This window comes from Halomonas smyrnensis AAD6 (assembly GCF_000265245.1).
Classification (GTDB): Bacteria; Pseudomonadota; Gammaproteobacteria; order Pseudomonadales; family Halomonadaceae; genus Halomonas; species Halomonas smyrnensis.
Window position 1 is genome coordinate 1 of the sequence record NZ_AJKS02000012.1, and the last position, 18,675, is coordinate 18,675.

General features: G+C 67.6%; 15 protein-coding genes. 10 read left to right on the forward strand and 5 right to left on the reverse strand.

Annotation, left to right across the window (positions count from 1 at the left end; genetic code table 11):
• The 6 genes from UYS_RS17390 to UYS_RS0212470 form a co-directional block, all read left to right on the forward strand.
• The coding region (locus UYS_RS17390) for a restriction endonuclease subunit S (RefSeq protein ID WP_016855848.1) at window positions 1-351 on the forward strand (351 nt) is incomplete at its 5' end.
• Window positions 348-1,289 (forward strand): GIY-YIG nuclease family protein, encoded by a 942-nt coding sequence (locus UYS_RS0212450; protein WP_016855849.1) that lies wholly within the window; start codon window positions 348-350, stop codon window positions 1,287-1,289. The genes UYS_RS17390 and UYS_RS0212450, both read left to right, overlap by 4 nt.
• A 55-nt stretch (window positions 1,290-1,344) precedes the next feature.
• Window positions 1,345-2,007, forward strand: coding sequence for an SOS response-associated peptidase (locus tag UYS_RS0212455; protein WP_016855850.1), 663 nt, complete (start codon window positions 1,345-1,347; stop codon window positions 2,005-2,007).
• Between the two features lie 105 nt (window positions 2,008-2,112).
• Entirely contained in the window at window positions 2,113-5,313 is a 3,201-nt protein-coding gene (locus UYS_RS0212460) for a type I restriction endonuclease subunit R (RefSeq protein WP_016855851.1), read from the forward strand.
• A 61-nt stretch (window positions 5,314-5,374) separates the two neighbouring features.
• Complete coding sequence (locus tag UYS_RS0212465) at window positions 5,375-5,752, forward strand: hypothetical protein (RefSeq protein ID WP_016855852.1); 378 nt, start codon at window positions 5,375-5,377, stop codon at window positions 5,750-5,752.
• A 558-nt stretch (window positions 5,753-6,310) separates the two neighbouring features.
• The gene (locus UYS_RS0212470) at window positions 6,311-7,054 is read left to right on the forward strand and encodes a M15 family metallopeptidase (protein ID WP_016855853.1); all 744 of its coding nucleotides are present in this window, start codon (window positions 6,311-6,313) and stop codon (window positions 7,052-7,054) included.
• Window positions 7,055-7,144: 90 nt separating this feature from the next.
• Here the strand turns inward: UYS_RS0212470 and gap are convergent, their stop codons facing one another.
• On the reverse strand, window positions 7,145-8,149 hold the full coding sequence (gene gap, locus UYS_RS0212475; RefSeq protein ID WP_016855854.1) for a type I glyceraldehyde-3-phosphate dehydrogenase: 1,005 nt from the start codon (window positions 8,147-8,149) through the stop codon (window positions 7,145-7,147).
• Between the two features lie 357 nt (window positions 8,150-8,506).
• Here gap and pyk point away from each other — a divergent pair, with 357 nt between their 5' ends.
• The 3 genes from pyk to pgi are packed head-to-tail and all read left to right on the forward strand — an operon-like array spanning window position 8,507 to window position 12,159.
• The gene (gene pyk / locus UYS_RS0212480) at window positions 8,507-9,973 is read left to right on the forward strand and encodes a pyruvate kinase (RefSeq protein ID WP_016855855.1); all 1,467 of its coding nucleotides are present in this window, start codon (window positions 8,507-8,509) and stop codon (window positions 9,971-9,973) included.
• On the forward strand, window positions 9,966-10,442 hold the full coding sequence (locus UYS_RS0212485) for a methylglyoxal synthase (RefSeq protein WP_016855856.1): 477 nt from the start codon (window positions 9,966-9,968) through the stop codon (window positions 10,440-10,442). The genes pyk and UYS_RS0212485 overlap by 8 nt, the downstream gene beginning before the upstream one ends.
• A 49-nt stretch (window positions 10,443-10,491) precedes the next feature.
• A complete protein-coding gene (gene pgi / locus UYS_RS0212490; RefSeq protein ID WP_016855857.1) occupies window positions 10,492-12,159 on the forward strand; it encodes a glucose-6-phosphate isomerase in 1,668 nt (555 codons plus the stop codon).
• A 208-nt stretch (window positions 12,160-12,367) separates the two neighbouring features.
• On the opposite strand, the gene UYS_RS0212495 is transcribed toward pgi, so the two are convergent.
• The gene (locus UYS_RS0212495; protein ID WP_016855858.1) at window positions 12,368-12,757 is read right to left on the reverse strand and encodes a fluoride efflux transporter FluC; all 390 of its coding nucleotides are present in this window, start codon (window positions 12,755-12,757) and stop codon (window positions 12,368-12,370) included.
• Complete coding sequence (gene crcB / locus UYS_RS0212500) at window positions 12,754-13,140, reverse strand: fluoride efflux transporter CrcB (RefSeq protein WP_016855859.1); 387 nt, start codon at window positions 13,138-13,140, stop codon at window positions 12,754-12,756. The genes UYS_RS0212495 and crcB overlap by 4 nt, the downstream gene beginning before the upstream one ends.
• Before the next feature lie 280 nt (window positions 13,141-13,420).
• Here crcB and ybiO point away from each other — a divergent pair, with 280 nt between their 5' ends.
• Window positions 13,421-15,745 carry a mechanosensitive channel protein gene (gene ybiO / locus UYS_RS0212505; RefSeq protein ID WP_016855860.1) on the forward strand — a complete coding sequence of 775 codons (2,325 nt, stop codon included), beginning with the start codon at window positions 13,421-13,423 and terminating at the stop codon, window positions 15,743-15,745.
• Between the two features lie 170 nt (window positions 15,746-15,915).
• Here ybiO and UYS_RS0212510 read toward each other — a convergent pair whose 3' ends face one another.
• Window positions 15,916-17,172, reverse strand: coding sequence for a heme biosynthesis HemY N-terminal domain-containing protein (locus UYS_RS0212510; RefSeq protein ID WP_016855861.1), 1,257 nt, complete (start codon window positions 17,170-17,172; stop codon window positions 15,916-15,918).
• Entirely contained in the window at window positions 17,169-18,674 is a 1,506-nt protein-coding gene (locus UYS_RS0212515; protein ID WP_016855862.1) for a uroporphyrinogen-III C-methyltransferase, read from the reverse strand. The genes UYS_RS0212510 and UYS_RS0212515 overlap by 4 nt, the downstream gene beginning before the upstream one ends.
• Window position 18,675 lies beyond the last annotated feature (1 nt).

The following is an 18,675-nucleotide window of genomic DNA, read 5'->3' on the forward strand; positions in this document are numbered from 1 at the left end:
CTTTTGCCGACTTGGGTGGCCTACGTGACCTTGTCAGAAGTTGGGGCTAACTATTTAGCTTCTCAGGGTTATGGTGGTACCAAAATCCAACTGTCGCTTGAGGACGTGGCTAACCTCATCGTGACAGTGCCCCCTCTTGATGAACAAGACGCCATCAGTAAGTTCATCGACCAAGAAACAGCTCGCATTGATGCCTTGGTGGAAGAAGGTGAATCGGTTATTGAGTTGATGAAGGAACGCCGCTCTGCCCTAATTTCCGCCGCAGTCACCGGCAAGATCGACGTGCGCGGCTGGACGCCGCCAGCCGACGCGGCGCCAGTCGATCAGGAAGCTCGCATGGAGGCGGTATGACCCAGGGGCGCAGCATCCGGCTGTTCCTGGTGGACGGCACGCCCAACGGCCTGCTAACCGCCGAAATCATGAACTGGACCGGTCATGTGCTCACCGGGCCGCGCAGCAAGTTGAGCGAGCTGGTACAGCGCCCGGAGTGCGGCCGCACCGGGATCTACTTCCTGGTCGGGCCGGACCCCGAGAACAGCCTGCGCCCGCTGGTCTACATCGGCGAGAGCGACGACGTGGCCACGCGCCTCAAGCAGCACAATCGCCCCGAGGAGAAGGGTGGCAAGGACTTCTGGGAGAAGGTCTGTCTGGTCACCAGCAAGGATCAGAACCTGACCAAGGCGCATGTGAAGTACCTCGAGAGCTTGCTGATCCAGAATGCCGGCGAAGTCGGTCGCTGCAAGCTAATCAACGGAACCGCCCATGAGTACATCGGCCTGCCCGAGTCCGATCGCGCCGACATGGCCTTCTTCATGGAGCAGGTACGCACCGTGCTGCCGGTGCTAGGGCTCGACTTCCTGCGCGACCGCCCGATGCCCTCCAGCACCACCTCCGAACCCGCCGAGCCCAAGCGCCAGCCGTCACCGCGCTTCGTGGCCGAGGTGCCCCGCTTCGGCATCAGGGCCCTGGGCCAGGAGATCGACGGGGAGTTCTACGTGCTGGAGGGCTCCCTGGCCCGGGGCAGCTGGACCGGCAGCGATGGCGGCTACCAAAGCCTGTACCAGCAGCTCTGCGACGATGGGGTGCTGGTCGAGGCCGAACAGGGCCTGCGGCGTTTCGCCAGCGACTTCGCCTTCTCGAGCCCCAGCGCCGCGGCCGCTGTGGTCTCCGGCCGGAGTGCCAACGGGCGCGAGCACTGGAAGCTCGAGGGCACCGGCCAGACCTACGCCGCCTGGCAGGATCAGCAGGTTAGCGCCGCTGCCTCCATCGAGGAGCCTTGCCTAGACTAGCCATCAACACGAGGGCATCGCACAACGAGTGATGCCCTCCCGATGGAGGTAAGTCATGTGCGGCCGCTTCGCGCTCTTCAGCCCCTACCCCAAGCTCGCCGAGGCCCTGCGCCTGCCGCCGGCGCGGCACGACCTGATACCCCGCTATAACGTCACGCCAGGCACCTGGATCACGGCAGTTCGGCAGCTCGAGGAGGATGACGCGCCGGTCATGGACGAGCTGTGGTGGGGCTACAAGCCCCACTGGGCGGGCGACAAGGCCCCACAGCCGATCAATGCCACCGTCGAGAAGGTGGCGACCTCCCACTACTTTCGCGGGGCCTTCGCCCACCACCGCTGCCTGATACCGGCCGATGGCTGGTACGAGTGGAAGCCGGTAGAGGGCCACAAGCAGCCGCATTTCCTGACTCGCCGCGATGGGGAGCCGCTATGGCTGGCAGGGATCTGGGCCGAGCGCGCCGATGGTAAGCCCGGCTGTGCCATCCTGACCGAGCCAGGCCGAGGCGCGGCCAAGGTGATCCATGACCGCATGCCCCTGGCCCTGGACGACGCCAGCCTGGCGCCGTGGTTGGACCCGGCGCTGAGCGAACGTGAAGCGATTCGCCAGGTGGTGCATCACCTGGATGCCGATGCGATCACGCATTGGCCGGTGAGCCCCCGGGTCAATCGCCCTACTCAGAATGATGCCGACCTCATCGCCCCGCTGGGCGAGCCATGAGGCCGGCCTGTCGCCCCAGGCAGTGGCCATATTGGTGTTTTTTCGCGGCGGCTCTCTTAGGCTTGTAGGATTAGCGGATAACGAAAGACATCGCAGGGAGCGAGCATGGCGGACAGCAGGGAAGCGCAGTTCCAGCAGGACATCATCGATGCCATGGCCGCCGGTGGCTGGCGCGTGGGCCAGGCCAGCGGCTATGACCGGGTCAATGCCGTCTACCCCGAGGACCTGGTCGGCTACTTCCAAGAGGCCTACCCGGAGCGCTGGGACAAGTTCGCCAAGGCGCACTCCAAGGATCCCGAGACGGCGCTGATCAAGGCGGTGGTGCGGCAGTTGGAGCGTGTCGGTACCCTCGAGGTGCTGCGCCATGGCTTCAAGGTGCCGGGCAACCGGATCGAGCTGTGCAGCTTCAAGCCCGACCATGGCATGAACCCGGACGCGCAGGCGCGCTACCGGGCGAATCGGCTACGGGTGGTGCCTGAGGTCTCCTACTCGCCCCACGCCCGCGAGAGCGCCTCAGGGAGCGCCCAGGGGGCAGGGAAAGGCTATAACCCGCGCCTGGATCTGGTGATTTTCGTCAACGGCCTGCCGGTAGCCACCCTCGAGCTCAAGAGCGCCTTCAAGCAGTCGGTCGAGAACGCCAAGCGCCAGTACCGCGACGACCGCCCGGTGAAGGACCCCGTGACCCGCAAGCCGGAGCCGCTGCTGACCTTCAAGCGCGGCGCCCTGGTGCACTTCGCGGTCAGCCAGGACGAGGTGGCGATGACCACCAAGCTGGCCGGCAAGGATACCTTCTTTCTGCCCTTCAACCAGGGCACCGAAGACGGCGGCGCCGGTAACCCGCCGGCGCCTGATGACGCCACCTATGCCACCGCCTATCTGTGGGATCGGGTGTTCCAGCCCGATGCCTGGCTGAAGATCCTGGGCCGCTTCCTGCACCTGGAGCAGGTCACCAAGGAGGACTTCGAAGGCCGCCGCCAGACCAAGGAGACGCTGATCTTCCCCCGCTTCCACCAGTGGGACGTGGTCAACCGTCTGGTGGAGACCACCCGCCATGAAGGGCCGGGGAGCCGCTACCTGGTGCAGCACAGCGCCGGGTCGGGCAAGTCCAACTCGATCGCCTGGACGGCCCACCAGCTGGCGAACCTGTATGACGAGTATGGCCACAAGCGGTTCAACTCGGTGATCGTGGTCACCGACCGCACGGTGCTCGACAGCCAGCTGCAGGACACCATCTACCAGTTCGAGCATGCGCACGGGGTGGTGTGCCCGATCACCCGCGACATCGGCAACCAGAGCAAGTCCGAGCAGCTGGCGGCAGCGCTCGAGACCAATACCCGCATCATCATCGTCACCATCCAGACCTTCCCGGCGCTGTTCGATGCCCTGGACAAGCGCCCCCAGCTGGCCCAGGGCAGCTATGCGGTGATCGCCGACGAGGCCCACTCCTCCCAGACCGGCTCCTCGGCCAGCAAGCTCAAGGCGCTGCTGGCGGCCGCTGGAGAGGCCACGGGGGACGATGAGGAGGTGAGCGCCGAGGCGCTGATGGATGCCGCCGTGAGTGCGCGCAAGCCAAGCGAGAAGATCAGCTACTACGCCTTCACCGCCACCCCCAAGGCCAAGACCCTGGAGCTGTTCGGCCAAGCCCCCGATCCCGAGCTGCCGCCCAGCAGCGACAACAAGCCCGAGCCCTTCCACCTCTACTCGATGCGCCAGGCCATCGAGGAGGGCTTCATCCTCGACGTGCTGGAGCGTTACACCACCTACAGCACCGCCTGGAAGCTTGCTCACCCGGATGGCGACGATCAGGAGGTGGATGCCAAGAAGGCCTCACGTACCCTGGCCAAGTGGGTAAGGTTGCACCCGCACAACATCGGCCAGAAGGTGGAAGTGATCGTCGAGCACTACCGGGCCAACGTGAAGCACCTGCTGGATGGCCAGGCCAAGGCCATGGTGGTCACCGCCAGCCGCCAGGAGGCGGTACGCTATGCCCTCGCCATGCGCCAGTACGTGAAGGAGCAGGGGTACCAGGACGTGCACCCGCTGGTGGCCTTCTCGGGTAGCGTGCTCCCGGACGGCGTGATCGAGGAGGAGGTCACCGAGACCAGCGCCAAGCTCAACCCGGGCCTCAAGGGGCGCGACCTGGCCGAGGCCTTCGACACCGATGACTACAACGTCATGATCGCGGCCAACAAGTTCCAGACCGGCTTCGACCAGCCCAAGCTGTGCGCCATGTACGTGGACAAGAAGCTGCAGGGGGTGGACTGCGTGCAGACCCTCTCACGGCTGAACCGCATCTTCCCGGGCAAGGAGACCTTCATCCTCGACTTCTTCAACGACCCCGAGGAGATCATCGGCGCCTTCGCCCCCTACTATCGCAAGGCCGAGCTGGCCGACGTCTCCGACGTCAATGTGGTCTATGACCTGCAGCAGACCCTGGATGCCAGCGGGATCTATCATTGGGAAGAGGTCGAGGCCTTCGCCGCGGCCTTCTTCGACCCCAAGGCCCCTGCCAGCAAGCTCAGCTACTACTGCAAGCCGGCCAAGGAACGCTTCACCACGCGTTACAAGGCGATCGTCGATCAGCTCCAGACCTGGCAGGCGGCGAGGCAGCAGGCCGAGCAGCAGGGCGATCAGGCGGGCGTGCACCGCGCCGATCAGGAGCTCAAGGACGCCGGCACCACCCGCGACGAGCTGGACCTGTTCCGCAAGAACCTCGCCAGCTTCGTTCGCACTTATGAGTTCCTGTCCCAGATCGTGCACTTCGACGACCGCGAGCTGGAGCAGCTCTGCGTGTTCGCCAAGCACCTCCAGCCGCTGCTGCGCACCGACCGGATCGGGGAAGACACCATCGACGTCAGCGAGCTCGAGCTGACCCACTACCGCCTGACCAAGCGCGCCGAGCACCAGCTGCGCCTGGAGGAGGAACAGGGCGACTATGGCCTGCAGCCGATCAGCGAGGTCGGCTCCGGCAAGCCTTATGACCCCGAGAAGCAGCGCCTCGACGAGATCATCGACAAGCTGAACGACCTCTACGGGGCCGAGGTCAGCGACGACGACAAGCTGCACTTCGCCAACGGCATCGCCGACCGCATCGAACGCGACGAATCGGTGATGGCCCAGATCCGGCACCATGACGCGGATCAGGTGATGCACGGGCTATTCCCCAAGAAAGTCGAAGCAGCCGTCATGGATGCCATTGGCGACCACGAGAAGCTCTCGATGCCGCTGCTGGAGGACGAGAAGACCGGGCGGGAGTTCGCGCTGCTGATCCTCAAGCTGCTGGCGGGGCGGGAGGCTCGAACTTAGCCAGCAAGAGCTCCATTGCCGTAGGCGCGATAGACCATGATCAAAGAACGCAGGGAGATGAATGATGAGCTTCACCACAAGAACCATCTTGGCAGCGAGCTTGATTCTGCTTAGCGCTGCCACAGCTCATGGCCAGGGATACGACAACTACAGCACGCCTGGAATCAATGAAGGAGCGATCGGCTCGGGATACGACGACTACAGCACTCCCGGGATTAACGAGGGCAATATTGGCTCAGGCTACGATGATTACAGCACCCCCGGGATCAACGAGGGCAACATCGGGTCCGGCTACGATGATTACAGCACCCCCGGCATCAACGAAGGCAACATCGGGTCGGGCTACGATGACTACAGTACTCCCGACATCAATGAAGGCGCGATCGGCTCTGGCTATGACGACTACAGCACACCCGGGGTTGATGAAGGTGCCTGGTAGTCGGCCCAATACCTCTCAGAACAGTGGCAGAACATAGCTTTTGGGGGCATTTTTGGGGGCATAACTTTTATTCAATAATGCCTTTATTGTTAATTTACAAATACTTATAATAACTTTTGCAGAGACGCCGCCTCCACCAAACTCAGAGAAAGGCCACCCTCCACGGGTGGCCTTTTTCGTTTGCGCATCCCCAACCCGCCGAGGCGGTGTCGGCCCTCTCTCGACGACCCGAGCCGATTCCCGCCGCCTCTACCAAGCTCAGAGAAAGGCCACCCTCCACGGGTGGCGTTTTGCGTTTGAGAAGAGCCAGGCGTCGCCGACACGGTGTCGGCCCTCTCTCGACGACCCGAGTCGATCCCCGCCGCCTCTACCAAGCTCAGAGAAAGGCCTCCCTCCACGGGTGGCGTTTTTCGTTTGGGCATCTCCATAACCTGCCGACTCATACGATGCCGTTCCAGCGGGCCAGTGCTGACGAGGCATGACGCATAGATCTCGGCTTGCTGACGGCACGATCCGCTGCGATATGATGAAGCCTCCCCCGCCGGACGCGAGCCCCGCATGGCCGATCATCTTCCGCCCATCCCCGAACGCCCCGAACCCGACTGGGCCGCCGTCGAGCGCCGCCCGATCGTCGAGTGCGATGAGCCGCTGGTGCCGGTCAGCCTGGCGCCCGCGCCGCTGCGTGCCTATCCCGTCTACGCCCGGCTCGGCATTCCCGGCGCCGTCCACGAATGCTACGTTCGCGAGGGCGTGTATCGCCGACTGCTGGCGGTGGCCCGCGCCCTGCCGGAGGGCCTCAGCCTGCTGGTGATTGACGGCTGGCGCCCGTGGCGGGTGCAGCAGTACCTCTTCGACACGCTGCAGGAGACGATCCGGGCGCGCCACCCGGAACTCGATGCCGAGACCCTGGCGGCGCGCACCCGGGAGTTCGTCGCCCTGCCGAGCCAGTCGCCGGAGGCACCGAGCCCGCACCTGACCGGCGGCGCCGTGGACGTCACCCTGTGCGATGCCGACGGCCTGCCGCTGGACATGGGCACGCTGTTCGACGAGGCCGTGCCGGCCTCCCACAGCGCCGCGCTGGAACGCCTGGACGCGCCCGACGACGCCGAGCGCCGCGCCCGCGACCATCGCCGCCTGCTGTATCACGCCATGGCCGCCGAGGGCTTCACCAACCTGCCGAGCGAGTGGTGGCACTTCGACCTCGACGATCCGCTGTGGGCCCACTACGGCGACCATCCCGCCGCCCGCTACGGCGCCACCCGGCCGGTAACGCTGGAGAGCCGCTGGCGGCGCGGCGTCTAGCACCACCCCGCCTTCCCACGGCCAGACACGACGACGCCGGGCCACTCAAGTGGCCCGGCGTCGTTCGGCGCGGCGCTTACGCCGGCGGGATCAGGCCGCGGCGTGCATCGCCAGGGCGGTATCCAGCATGCGGTTGGAGAAGCCCCACTCGTTGTCGTACCAGGCCATGACCTTCACCAGGCGACCGTTGGTCACGCGGGTGTGATTGCTGTCGAAGGTGGAGGAGTTGGCGTCATGGTTGAAGTCGATGGACACCAGCGGCTGGGCGTTGACCGCCAGCACCGGCGACGCCTGGGCCGCCTCGGCGACGATGGCGTTGATCTCTTCCTTGGTGGTATCGCGGCCCGCGGTGAAGGTCAGGTCCACCAGCGAGACGTTGATCACCGGCACGCGCACCGCCAGGCCATCGAGCTTGCCATCCAGTTCCGGCAGCACCAGCCCCACCGCCGCGGCGGCACCGGTCTTGGTCGGAATCATGGAATGCGTGGCGCTGCGGGCCCGGTAGGGGTCCGTGTGGTAGACGTCGGACAGGTTCTGATCGTTGGTGTAGGCGTGCACCGTGGTCATCAGGCCGTTCTCGATGCCCACCGTCTCGTTCAGCACCTTGGCCACCGGGGCCAGGCAGTTGGTGGTGCAGGAGGCGTTGGACACCACCTTGTGCTCCGCGGTCAGCACGCTCTCGTTGACACCGAAGACCACGGTGGCGTCGGCGTCCGGGCTCGGGGCGGACACCAGCACGCGTCCGGCGCCGGCCTCGAGGTGCTTGCCGGCATCGGCGCGCTTGGTGAACAGGCCGGTGCACTCCATCACCAGGTCCACGCCCAGACGCTCCCAGGGCAGCTGGGCCGGGTCACGCTCGGAGCTGATCTCGATGCGATCGCCGTCCACCGTCAGGCTGCTCTCGTCGTGGGAGACCTCGAACGGGAAGTGGCCGTGCACGGTGTCGTGGCGCAGCAGGTGGGCGTTGAGGGCCGGATCACCCAGGTCGTTGATGGCGACGACCTGCACCCGGTCGCGATAGCCACCCTCGTACAGGGCACGAAACACGTTGCGACCGATACGACCGAAACCGTTGATGGCGATCTTGAGCGTCATGGCGGGATCCTCTCGAAACCTTTGACCGACTTGTCGGATGGGAGCGTGTCGAGCCGGAGAAGCGGCACTCGCCGCCTCGCGGGCGACCCGAAGGCTCGTCTGCCGCCCAATGTGGAACAGGATGGCGTCCGAGACAAGTGGTTTTTCGTAATTTTACAACACAAAGCCTCTCGTCACTCTCCCGGCACCCAGTTAAAATCTCTCCCCATAAGGGTTTAAAGGAAAAAAGGCCGCCGAGACCGCCCCCGGATCGACTTTGGTCGCAGGCGCTTTGTTTCGTAATATCACTACCGCTACGCTATCTTGACCCTCTCATTTCTCGCCCGCCGCACCGGCCGCGCCCACAGGAGAATCGGCATGTCTGATCGCCCCACCCCCCTCCGCCGCACCAAGATCGTCGCCACTCTCGGCCCCGCCAGCGACCGGGAGGGCGTGCTGGAGCAGATGATCGCCGCCGGCGTCGACGTGGTGCGCCTCAACTTCTCCCACGGCTCGGCGGACGACCATCGCCGCCGGCTAAGCGCGGTGCGCGAGATCGCCGCCCGAAAGGGTCGCAGCGTCGCCGCCCTGGGCGACCTGCAGGGGCCGAAGATCCGCATCGCCCGCTTCACCGACGGCAAGGTCGTGCTCGAGGAAGGCGCGCCCTTCGTCATCGACGTGGCCCTCGACGGCCAGGCCGGCGACGCCAGCCGCGTCGGCTGCGACTATCGTGAGCTGGCCGACGACGTGAGCGCCGGCGACCGCCTGCTGCTCGACGACGGCCGGGTGGTGCTCGACGTCTCCCGCGTCGACGGCAGCGCCATCCACACCACCGTGGTGGTGGGCGGCGAGCTGTCCAACAACAAGGGCATCAACAAGCAGGGCGGCGGGCTCTCCGCCCCGGCGCTGACCGACAAGGACAAGGCCGACCTCGAGACCGCCATGGCCATCGGCGTCGACTACCTGGCCGTGTCCTTCCCGCGCAGCGCCGCCGACATGGAGGAGGCCCGCGCGCTGCTGGGCGAGGCCGGTCGCGAGATCGGCCTGGTGGCCAAGCTCGAGCGCGCCGAGGCGGTGGCCGACGACGAAACCCTCGACGGCATCATCGAGGCCAGCGAGGCGGTGATGGTGGCCCGCGGCGATCTCGGCGTGGAGATCGGCGACGAGGCGCTGATCGGCACCCAGAAGCGCATCATCAAGCACGCCCGCAGCCACAACCGCGCGGTGATCACCGCCACCCAGATGATGGAGTCGATGATCGACTCGCCCTTGCCGACCCGCGCCGAGGTGTTCGACGTGGCCAACGCGGTGCTCGACGCCACCGACGCGGTGATGCTCTCCGCCGAGACCGCCGCCGGCGACTTCCCGGTCGAGACCGTGGAGGCCATGGCCCGGGTGTGCCTGGGCGCCGAGCGCGAGCGCATCGCCCAGTCCTCCGGCCACCGCATCCACGAGGGCTTCTCGAAGATCGACGAAACCATCGCGCTGTCGGCGATGTACGCCGCCAACCATCTGTCGGGCGTGGCCGCCATCGCCTGCATGACCTCCACCGGCTACACCCCGTTGATCGCCTCGCGCATCCGTTCCGGGCTGCCGATCGTCGGCCTGGCACACAGCCCCGTCGCCCAGCGGCGCATGGCGTTGTATCGTGGTGTCATCTCGCTGCCCTTCGACACCAGCGAGATGTCGGCCGACGAGCTCAACGACCAGGCCCTGGCCCGGGTGGTGGCTCAGGGCATCGCCGTTCAGGGAGACCACGTGATCCTCACCCGCGGCGATCACATGAACGCCCACGGCGGCACCAATACCCTGAGGATCCTCGAGGTGGAAGCCCAGCATGAGTGAGACGCGTCCGCGGCGGGACATCCGCCGCACCCTGCCGGCCCGCAAGCGCATCGCGCTGATCGCCCACGATGGCAAGAAGCCGGAGATGCTGGCCTGGGCCGAGCGCTGGCAGGACACCCTGGCCCGCCACGAACTGGTCGGCACCGGCACCACCGCGACCCGGCTGGCCAAACAGCTGGGGCTCGAGATCGAGCCGCTGATGAGCGGCCCGCTGGGCGGCGACCAGCAGATCGGCGCCCGCATCGCCGAGCAGGGCCTCGACCTGCTGGTGTTCTTCTGGGACCCCTTCGCGCCCCAGCCCCACGACCCCGACGTCAAGGCGCTGCTGCGCCTGGCCGCGCTGTGGAACGTGCCGGTGGCCTGCAATCCCGCCAGCGCGGACTTCCTGCTCAGCTCGCCCCTGCTCGACCACGACGTCGAGATCGATATCCCCGATGCCGGCGGCTGGATCTCGGCCCGCACCGACTGATCGCCGCGACAAGAAGACATAAAGAAAGCCTTCAACGAGGACACCCCGCATGTTCCAACTCACCCGCAGCGTCACCTGGCAGGCCCTCAAGCGCCTGAACGCCGACACCGCCAGTGACCGCATCGCCGACTACTTCACCGCCGACCCGAAGCGCTTCGACAAGATGAGCCTGCGCGTCGGCGGCCTGTTCCTCGACTACTCCAAGCACCACATCTCGGACGCGGTGCTGGAGAAGCTGCTCGAGCTGGTCGATCACTCGGCGCTGGTCCAGCGCCGCGCCCAGATGTTCTCCGGCGACATCATCAACGTCACCGAGAACCGCCCGGTGCTGCACACCGCGCTGCGCAACGTCGGCGAAGGGCCGCTGATGGTCGACGGCCAAGACGTGATGCCGGAGATCCAGCGCACCCGCGAGCAGATCCAGCGCTTCTCCGAGGCGGTGCGCAGCGGCGAGTGGAAGGGCTACAGCGGCGAGCGCATCAAGGACGTGGTCAACATCGGCATCGGCGGCTCCGACCTGGGCCCCAACATGGCCTGCCGGGCGCTGCTCAAGTACCGCCACCCGGACCTCAACTTCCACTTCGTTTCCAACGTCGACGGCGCCCACATCCAGAAGGTGCTCAACGGACTCGATCCGGCCACCACGCTGTTCATCGTCTCCACCAAGACCTTCTCAACCCAGGAGACGCTGCTCAACGCCAAGACCGCGCGGCGCTGGTTCCTGGAGCAGGCCGGCGAGGACGCCGACGTGGGTGCGCACTTCGTCGCCGCCTCCACCAACCGCAAGGCGGCGATGGCGTTCGGCATCCGCGAGGAGAACGTCTTCGAATTCTGGGCCTGGGTCGGCGGGCGCTACTCCATGTGGTCGTCGATCGGCCTGCCGATCGCGCTGGCCGTGGGCTTCGAGGGCTTCATGGAGATGCTCGAAGGCGCCTACGAGATGGACCAGCACTTCCTGAACGCGCCCAACGACGCCAACATGCCGGTGCTGATGGCGCTGATCGGGATCTGGTACATCAACTTCGCCGGCGCCGAGACCCACGCCATCGTGCCCTACGACCAGGCGCTGCATCAGCTGCCGTCCTTCCTGCAGCAGCTCGACATGGAGTCCAACGGCAAGTCGGTGGACATCTTCGGCCACCCGGTCGACTACAAGACCGGCCCGATCGTCTGGGGCCAGACCGGCTCCAACGGTCAGCACGCCTTCTTCCAGCTGCTGCACCAGGGCACCCGCTACGTGCCGATCGACTTCATCGCCTCGCTCAAGCCCGAGCCCGGCATGGAGGACCACCACTTCGCGCTGCTGACCAACATGCTGGCCCAGGCCAACGCCTTCATGGAGGGCAGCCAGAAGGGCAGCGAACTGGACCCCTACAGCTGCCCGGGCAACCGCCCCTCCAGCACCCTGCTGCTCGACGAGCTGACGCCGAAGAACCTCGGCGCCCTGATCGCCCTGTACGAGCACAAGGTCTTCGTCCAGGGGGTGATCTGGAACATCAACTCCTTCGACCAGTGGGGCGTGCAGCTCGGCAAGCGCATCGCCGGCGAGATCAGCGAGCGCATCGACGAGCACAGCCAGGACTTCGACGGCTCCACCCAGGGCCTGCTGACCCTGGTGCGCGAGCGCTTCCCGAGCCAGAAGCGCCAGACGGCCGCCGACCAGGCGCCCAAGGCCAAGTCGGAACCGAAACCCAAGCGCAGCAAGGCCTCGAGCTGATTCAAGGAAGAGGGCGTCCGATGAGCCGAGGCGTTGGCGCCTGTGCCCTCAGTCACGGGGTCGGGCGCCTGTGCCCTCAGGCGCGGGATCGGGCGCCTGTGCCCTCAGGCGCGAGATCGGGCGCCTATGCCCTCAGGCGCGGGGTCGGGCGCCTGTGCCCTCAGGCGCGGGGTCGGGCGCCTGTGCCCTCAGGCGCGGGGTCGGGCGCCTATAAAGAGCCACGCCCGACCCTCTGTCCCCACCAGGCCGCGGCCAGCCACAGCGGCACGCTGCCGACGCCATAGGCCAGCGCCAGCCAGGGGCGCGACGTCTCGAGCAGATAGAGCGTCTCCAGGCCGAACAGCGAGAAGGTGGTGAAACCGCCACAGAAGCCGGCCACCAGGAAGGGCTGCCAGCGGGCGGCATGGCCGGTGATGCGGTGGGCCGCCCGGGCGGCGAAGGCGGCGATCAGCCAGGAGCCGACCAGGTTGACCGCCAGGGTGCCCCACAGGAAGGCGCTGCCCAGCGCCTTCATCACGCCGAGCCCCACCAGATGGCGCGACAGCGCCCCCAGGCCGCTGCCGAGGCCCACCGCCAGATAGCTCCGCCAGCCCGTCATGCGCCGCCTCCGGCCAGCCACCAACCCAGCGCCACGGCGGCCACCCCCGCCACCAGGGTGATCAGCACGTTGGCCACGGCCGGGCCGGGGCGGGCCTCCTGCCACAGGGTCAGGGTCTGCAGGCTGAAGGACGACACCGTGGTGAAGCCCCCCAGGCCACCGACCGCCAGCAGCGACCAGGCGGGCGACGCCGTCACCGGCCAGCCCAGCGCCGGTGCCAGGGCGCCGATCGCCAGACAGCCCAGCACGTTCACCGCCAGGGTGCCCCAGGGGAAGCCACGCCCCAGCCAGCGCGCCGCCAGGTCACCCACCGCCAGGCGCGCCATGCCACCCAGCGCGCCCCCCACTGCCACCAGCCCCAGGCCGACGATGCCGCCGCTCATGATCCGTCTCCGCGTGAGTTCGCGACCATGCTAGCGAAGCCGCGGGGACCCGACAAAAAAACGCCACCCCGGGGAGGGGTGGCGGAAAGACATGCTTGCCTTGCAGGGAAAATCGTCATGGATGCTTGGCAACAAAGATGACATAGACTTCGACAGATGTACAACTCTCGTACACCATTACAGGACCTTCGGGTCTCGACGCCTTCCACGCAGACTGGGAAGATGCGGACGATCCCCCGTTTTCGCTACACATCCACGCCACGACAAGGAGGCCCATCGCGTGACGCTCCCCAGACGACCCCTATTCCTCTTCGGCAGCTGGCTGCTGGCCTGCCTGCTGCTGGCCTCGGGGCCGCTGCAGGCGCAGCAGGGCGCCGACCAGCAGGCGGCCAACGCCACCCTGGCCAGCCTGCTGGAGAACCCCGAGACCCGCCAGCAGCTGATCGACCAGCTGCGCGACGAGGCCCGGGTCCCGACCGACGCCGCCACCGAGGCGGCGCAGGAAGTCGCCAGCGAGCCCTCGCTGCCGCGCCAGCTGGCCGACGCCACCAGCCACGTCGTCGATGAGCTGGGCGGCCAGCTCGGCCAGGCCGCCGACACCCTGGTCGGCCTGTTCGGCGGCGGCCTGGCCGATGATGGCGGCTTCGACATGAGCGCCTTCACCAGCGCCGCCCTGAACCTGGGCATGGTGATCCTGGCGACCCTCGTGCTGTTCGTCGCCATTCGCCGCCTGGTCCGCCCGCTCTTCACCCGCCTCAGCCAGTACTCGCTGAACGGCCAGGGCCTCCAGCCCATGCTGCGCCTGCTGCTGTGCGTCGGGATCGCGGCGCTGATCGATGCCCTGGTGGTGGCGCTGGCCTATGTCGGCGGCAACCTGGTGGCCACCTTCGCGGTGGGCGAGAGCGGCGAGCTCTCGACCCGCGCCTCGCTGTTCCTCAACGCCTTCCTGGTCATCGAGCTGCTCAAGGCCGCGGTGCGGATGCTGTTCGCCTCGCACTACGAGGGGCTGCGCCTGCTGCCCATCGGGGCCGACAGCGCCCGCTACTGGAACCGCTGGATCGCCCGGCTGATCGGCCTGGCCGGCTACGGGCTGATGGTGGTGGTGCCGCTGGTCAACGCCTACCTGTCGCCCTCGCTGGGCAGCGCCGTGGGCACCCTGATCATGCTCGGCGCCTACGTCTACGCCGTGGCCGTGGTGATGCGCAATCGCCAGAGCCTGCGCCGGGCGCTGAACCACAAGGCCGGGCAGACCACCATGACCGCCAGCCGGGTCTCGCTGCAGCTGTTCGCCCGTACCTGGCACCTGTTCGCCCTGGCCTACTTCACCGTGGTGCTGGTGCTGACCCTGACCAAGCCGGAGACCGCCCTGCCCTTCGTCATGCTGGCGACGCTCAAGACGCTGGTGACCGTGCTGGCGGGCATGCTGATCTCCTCCTTCCTGACCCAGACCATCGGCCGCCGCATCCGGCTCAGCGACGAGCTGCGCCGCAAGCTGCCGCTGCTCGAGGCGCGCCTCAACAGCTACGTGCCTACCGCGCTGCGGGTGATACGGGCGGGGATCCTGATCGCCGTGGTGATGCTGGTGCTGAACGCCTGGGGCGCCTTCGATCTCGCCGCCTGGTACGCCTCCGAGGCGGGCCGCGACCTGCTCGGCAAGCTGCTCAGCGTGTTCATGATCCTGATCGTGGCCGCCGCCGCCTGGCTGGGGCTGGCGAGCCTGATCGAGCACAAGCTGAACCCCGAGACCGGCGGCGTGCCCTCGGCCCGCGCCCAGACGCTGCTGGCGCTGTTCCGCAACGCCCTGGCCATCGCCCTGGTCACGCTGACGGCGATGATCGTGCTGTCCGAGATCGGCATCAACATCGGCCCGCTGATCGCCGGCGCCGGGGTGCTGGGCCTGGCCATCGGTTTCGGCGCCCAGAAGCTGGTGCAGGACATCATCACCGGCGTCTTCATCCAGATCGAGAACGCCATGAACACCGGCGACGTGATCACGGTGGGCGGCATCACCGGGGTGGCCGAGAAGCTGAGCATCCGCTCGGTGGGCATCCGTGACCTCTCGGGCACCTATCACGTGGTGCCCTTCTCCAGCGTCGACACCGTCTCCAACTACATGCGTGACTTCGCCTACCACGTCGGCGAGTACGGCATCGCCTACCGCGAGAGCATCGACGAGGCGATCCAGGCGCTGCGCGATGCCTTCGACGACCTCTCCAACGACGAGGAGATCAAGCCCTGCCTGCTCGAGCCGCTGGAAGTGGCCGGGGTGATCGCGCTGGCCGACAGCTCGGTGAACATCCGCGTGCGCCTGATGACCACGCCGGGCGATCAGTGGGCCGTGGGCCGCGCCTACAACCGGCTGGTCAAGCTGCACTTCGACGCCGCCGGCATCGAGATCCCCTTCCCCCACACCACGCTCTACTTCGGGGCCGACAAGGAGGGCGGTGCGCCGCCGGCCAACCTGCGCGTCATGCAGCAGAACTTCTCGATCGACGGCAGCCCGGCCGGCCAGCCGCGGCAGGACGGCAACCATGTCGACGATCGTTTCAACCCGGCCGACACCTCGGCCCGCCGCGAGGTGCACAACCAGGAAGACGTGGACTGAGCTCGCTCCCGGGCGGCGTCCACGAACGCCGCCCGGACCCTTTCACGCCCTCCGCCATGGGGGAGAACGCACCACGAAGAAGGGGCTGCCGATCGGCAGCCCCTTCTCTTGTTTCCGTTTCCTGCTCTCCTGTTGCCTGCCCCACCGGCATCGGCCGGCGGGCGGCCTGCTCAGGACGCCCGACGGGCGTTGCCGCGGGACAGGGTGTCCTCGGGCTCGGTGGGCTGAGGCAGCGAGGGCAGCGACTTGTCGAGCATCTCGACGCTCTGGCGGTAGTAGAGCTGGCTCTTGTTGTGCTCGCCCAGGTTGGCATAGAGCCGCGCCAGTTCGGCGCAGACCACGCCGCTCGGGCGCTGACGCTGACTGGCCTCGAAGTACTCCTGGGCCTTGCCCCAGTAGGCGTTGCGCAGCGACAGGCGACCCAGGGACAGCAGCAGGTCCGGGTCGTTGGGACGCTCCTGCAGCCACTTCTCGGCCACCACCAGCTGGCGGGCGGCGTCGACCTCGAGCAGGCCGTAGCGCAGCACCAGGCGGCTGTCCCACTGCTCCTTGAGCGAGTGGCGCAGCAGCCGCTCGGCGATGCCCTGCTCGTTGCCCCGCACCAGCGCCTCGGCGTAGAGCACGATCAGCTCGACGTTGTTGCGCAGCGGCTCGGGCATGTCGGCCCACAGGTTGCGGACGCGCTCGATGTCGCCCGGCTGACGCGCCTCGCGGCCGATCAGCTCGCGATAGGCCTGCCGCTCGAGCTGCTCGCGCTCCTCCGGGGAGATCAGCTGCTGAGCCCCCAGCCGCGGCATCAGGCGGCGCAGGCCGTCCCAGTCGCTGAGGCTGATGTAGGCCTGCTTGAGCTGCTTGAGCACCTGCGGGTGATTGGGCAGATGGCGATCCAGCCGGGTGAGGATGGCCAGGGCCTCCTCGTACTGCTGGCGATCCAGCATCAGCTGGGCCTGCATCATGCCGACCGCGGTGTCGGCGCCCTCGGTGCTGAGGTGCGCGCGCTTGAGCAGGGTATCGGCCTGCTCGTAGCGACCCTGGTAGTGGGCCGCCAGCGCCGCGGAGAGGTAGTTGACCAGCGGCGTGCTGGAGTCGTCGGCGGCCTTGACCAGCGACTTCTCGGCGCGCTTCCAGCGGCCCTCGGCCAGCGCCACCAGGCCGCGCACGGTGCGCTTCATGGCGGTGCGGTTGCGCGAGCGGCTGTTCCACACCTTGAAGCGCGACACCGGCCGCGACAGGCGCATCAGCAGGCGCAGCGCGAAGTGCAGCACGATGAAGGCGGCCAGCAGCAGCACCAGGCCGAACCAGAAGGAGGTCTGGTAGGAGGTGTCGCCGACGCGCACCAGCCAGTAGCCGGGCACCGACATCATCAGCTGGCCGAACAGGGCCCCGACCGCGAGCCCGACGACGATGAGCAGGATCAGCTTTCTCATGATGCGCCTCCCTGGCCGTTGCCGCCGGCCTCAAAGCGACGATCGATGAACTCGGCCAGCGCCTGCTGGGACGCGCTGATGTCGGGCAGCTCGGGGCGGATGGTACGGCCCTGGAGCTCCTCGAGCCGGCTCATCACCGACTGCACGCCCTCGTCGTCGGTGTCGTAGTAGCCGTCGATCAGGGTCAGCGCCTTGTCGAGGCTGGCATCGAAGAGTTCCTGCTCCTCCTTGAGCAGCGCCAGCTGGGCCTGCTCGAGGATCAGCCGCACGCTCTGGCGCAGGTAGGACTCCTGCTCCGGCGTGATCAGCGCCTCCAGGGCCTCGTCATGCTGGCGCACGGTGACCAGCTCCTGGAGCTCCTCGCCGAAGCGCGAGAGCTGCTGCTGCCAGCCGCCGCTGGGCGCCTCCTCGATGGTGGAGTTGGCGGCGATCTCCTCGATGTCCTGGGCCAACGGCAGGCCGGCGATCTGCTCCTGCTGGGCGTTGAGCGCCAGGTAGAGGCCGGTGCGGTCGACCCGGGGCACGGCTTCCAGCTCGGCCAGCTCGGAGGCGATATCGCGGCGGATCGGCAGCAGCGCCGGGTTGTCCGCCTCGCGCAGCCGGGCGTCGGCGGTGCGCAGCAGCGCCATGGCACCCTCGACATCGCGCTCGAGCTGCAGGCGCTGGTTGGCCAGGCGCAGCAGGTAGGCGGCCTCGGCGTGGAGCCAGTCGCGCTCGTCGGTCTGCTGCTCGCTGGCCAGGTCCTCGAGCACCCGGTCGAGGGCGTCGTCGACGCTGCCGCGGTAGTCGGAGAACTCGCTGCGCAGGTCGCTGATGGCGGATTCGCGCTCGCTCTGGCCGCTCTCCAGCCGCGAGGCCAGGTCGTCCAGCTCGCCCTGGGTCGCGGGCTGCTCGGGCAGCGCGGCCAGGCTCTGCTGCTGGGCGTCGAGCCGCTGCCAGACCTGCCAGCCGAAGTAGGCGCCGCCGGCGCCGAGCAGGATCACCAGCCCCAGCGCCACGGCGCCGGCCTTGCTGCCGCCCTTGCCGGAACCGTCATTGCCGCCGGAGGCGGCGGTACCGCCGCTGCCGCCGGACTTGCCCGACGCGGGCCGGCTCGCCCCGCGCGATGTCGCCGCACTGCCAGAGGCAGCCGCGGCGCCGCTCTTGCCGCCGGAGGCGGCATCGGCCTTGCTACCGGCAGAAGCGTCGGCCTTGGCGGACGACGACTGGGAAGAGGCCTTGCCGCCGCTCGACTCGCCGCCCTTGGCGGACGGCGGCTGGGGAGAGGCCTTGCCGCCGCTCGACTCGCCGCCCTTGGCGGAAGACGGCTGGGGAGAGGCCTTGTCGCCGCTCGACTCGCCGGCCTTGGCCGCGCCGCCGCCCTTGCCGCGACGCCGGGACCGGCGCGATGAAGTACCGCCGCTCGGGGTCGCCTCGGCCTCGACCTGGGGCGACGAGTCGGCGCCATTCCCGGCGCCGGAGGGCGTCTGTTGTTCGTCCTGATCGTTGTATTGCTTACTCATC